The organism is Mycobacterium sp., assembly GCF_049673265.1.
GTDB lineage: Bacteria > Actinomycetota > Actinomycetes > Mycobacteriales > Mycobacteriaceae > Mycobacterium.
In genome coordinates this window covers 1-2,108 of sequence record NZ_JBATXN010000104.1, presented here as the reverse complement: position 1 = coordinate 2,108, position 2,108 = coordinate 1, and the positions used below count along the sequence as shown (strand labels likewise).

Annotated in this window: 3 protein-coding genes; 1 reads left to right on the top strand and 2 read right to left on the bottom strand. The window is 62.1% G+C overall.

All coding sequences use genetic code 11. The annotated features are described in order from the left end of the window. On the top strand, positions 1–284 hold a 284-nt coding region (locus tag WBF82_RS03500; RefSeq protein WP_424381709.1), incomplete at its 5' end, for an HNH endonuclease signature motif containing protein. Between the two features lie 161 nt (positions 285–445). On the opposite strand, the gene WBF82_RS03495 is transcribed toward WBF82_RS03500, so the two are convergent. Both WBF82_RS03495 and WBF82_RS03490 read right to left on the bottom strand, forming a co-directional pair. After that, positions 446–1,408 carry an MEDS domain-containing protein gene (locus WBF82_RS03495; protein WP_424381708.1) on the bottom strand — a complete coding sequence of 321 codons (963 nt, stop codon included), beginning with the start codon at positions 1,406–1,408 and terminating at the stop codon, positions 446–448. A gap of 13 nt (positions 1,409–1,421) precedes the next feature. Beyond that, positions 1,422–1,883, bottom strand: a complete 462-nt coding sequence (locus WBF82_RS03490) for an STAS domain-containing protein (protein ID WP_424381707.1) — start codon at positions 1,881–1,883, stop codon at positions 1,422–1,424. Positions 1,884–2,108 lie beyond the last annotated feature (225 nt).

Sequence of the window (2,108 nt, the reverse complement as noted above, 5' to 3'; positions counted from 1 at the left end):
TCCGGCACTGGGAGAACGGCGGTGCCACCGAGTTGTTCAACTTGGTGTTGGTATGCCCGTATCACCATCGGTTGCACCACCGGGGCGTCATCACCATTGCCGGACCCGCCGACGATCTCATCGTCACCGACAGCTCCGGTCGACGGCTCAGCGCTGGATCGCTCGCGCGTGCTCCGAACCTTCCCCCGCCCGCTGTCCCAGCGTGGCCCGGGCCCACCGGCGAGCGCGCCGACTGGTGGTGGTACGAACCCTTCCAGCCGCAACCGCCCCCAACAACCAACTAAGTTGGCTACCGGAGCCGGTCATTACCGGCACTGTAACGAAGCCCAAACGGGTTGAGGCATAGAGAAATTCGTTCGCCATACCTGCGGATCTCGATAATCAAGGCTGCCAATCAACCCGCAACTTCGCCGACCCGCTACCCGACGGTCTCCGCCCAAAGCCTTTAGACCGGAATGTCGGCCCAGACCGTCTTGCCACCCGGGGACAGGTTGCAGCCCCACTCGCGTGTGATTTCTGCAATTAGAGCGATGCCCCGTCCACCGCTATCGTGTCGGCCCGCACGGCGCAGCACTGGTTGAGACCGCGTGGCGTCCTCGACCGTCAACCGCACGACTCCCGCCGATGCACTGGACACCACCACGCGGAAGGCGGTATTGGCGTGCACTACGGCGTTGGCGGCTAGCTCGCTGACAATCAGCGCCGCATCATCGGCCACGTGCGATAAGTTGCAGGCCGCCAGGGTATCGATCACGAAATGACGCGCCGTCGGGACCGCCTCGGCCACGGGAAGAAACAGCTTCGATGCGACCCGGTCTTGCTCGGTGAACCGGGCATCGGTCATGTGAATCGGATCTCCGAGCAGGACAAGTTTCGAGTGAAGTTGACACACCGAATTCATCGCATGAAGCGACCCGTCGTCAAATGAACTGCTGGGATAGGCACACATCAAAAAGAACCGCCGCATCGCAGCCAGGTCGTTCCACAATCCCTCAAGTGCCAGCGCGCCGGTGACATTGCCCTGCTGCCAAAGGACGGCCACCATCTCGCCGAAGACCCGCACCGGCCGGCCACCACGTGCAGCCGCATCCAGAATCCCGCCGATCACGGTCTCAAACAGTCCCGGATCTGGGGCGCCGTCGATCATGAACTTCCGCAGCATGTCAGCGGCGTCCACCATAACCAAAGTCTCCGCACCCAGCTTTGAGTCATCGGCGAGCACCTTCGCGAGCGCCGCGCGGTGTTGTTCGGTGGCCACAATGACGATGCTTTCGTCCAGCGAGAGGCCCTGGGTGATGAAGCTAGCCAGCTCCGTCACAAGATGAGCATCATCGGTATATATGTGCACCACATGATCATGCGGTGACCGCGTGCGGCCCGTATCGACGATCGAATCGTGCTCTGACATCTGCTCACCCACTCTAGATTTGGGTCGGCTCGGGCTTTAGTAGCCAGCCCATATCGGTCAAGCGCAACAGCCGTTTCACGGCATCCGCCGGGCGAACAATTTCGATGTTGCACCCCTTTGCGGTCAGGCGTTGATGGGCGCCGACGATAATTCCCAGCGCGCTCGCTGCAATGAACCTGACCGCGGACATATCAAGCTCCACCGACAGACCGCGACTGCATGCCTCATCCAGGGAGTCAGCCAGGATCTGCGCGGTGAACAGGTCGAATTCGCCGGTCGCGTTGATCCGCGCCATACGCCCGGCCACGACGACGTTCGTCGACGCTAACTGCAGGGCATTCACCGAGTGGTCCTCTTTCAGTTGCTTAAACCGGAGCATTTGGCTGAACCCCGCGCTCAATATAGCCACCTCGCGAGCAATCAAAACCAGCCACATACTGTCCTGAGGACGACGGGCAAACAGACTTCGGCTCATTTGTCGCGATCCTGGGTACCTTCGTCCCGCATCGTCGCGAGGCGGATATCCTGGGAGTTCGGAGGTGACCAACGTGGCGGACGACAAGGGGACGGCGATCCAGCCGCCCACCGAACCGCTGCAGGTCGCCGACATGCCCCAGCCCGCAGAACCCACGGTCAGCCTCAAGACGTCCAGCAGCGCGTCGCGTCGGGTCCGGGCCCGGTTGGCGCGGCGGATGACGGC

Coding starts and splice junctions, on each gene's coding strand:
- WBF82_RS03495 (WP_424381708.1), bottom strand. CDS start 1,408: ATGTCAGAGCACGATTCGATCGTCGATACGGGCCGCACGCGGTCACCG.
- WBF82_RS03490 (WP_424381707.1), bottom strand. CDS start 1,883: ATGAGCCGAAGTCTGTTTGCCCGTCGTCCTCAGGACAGTATGTGGCTG.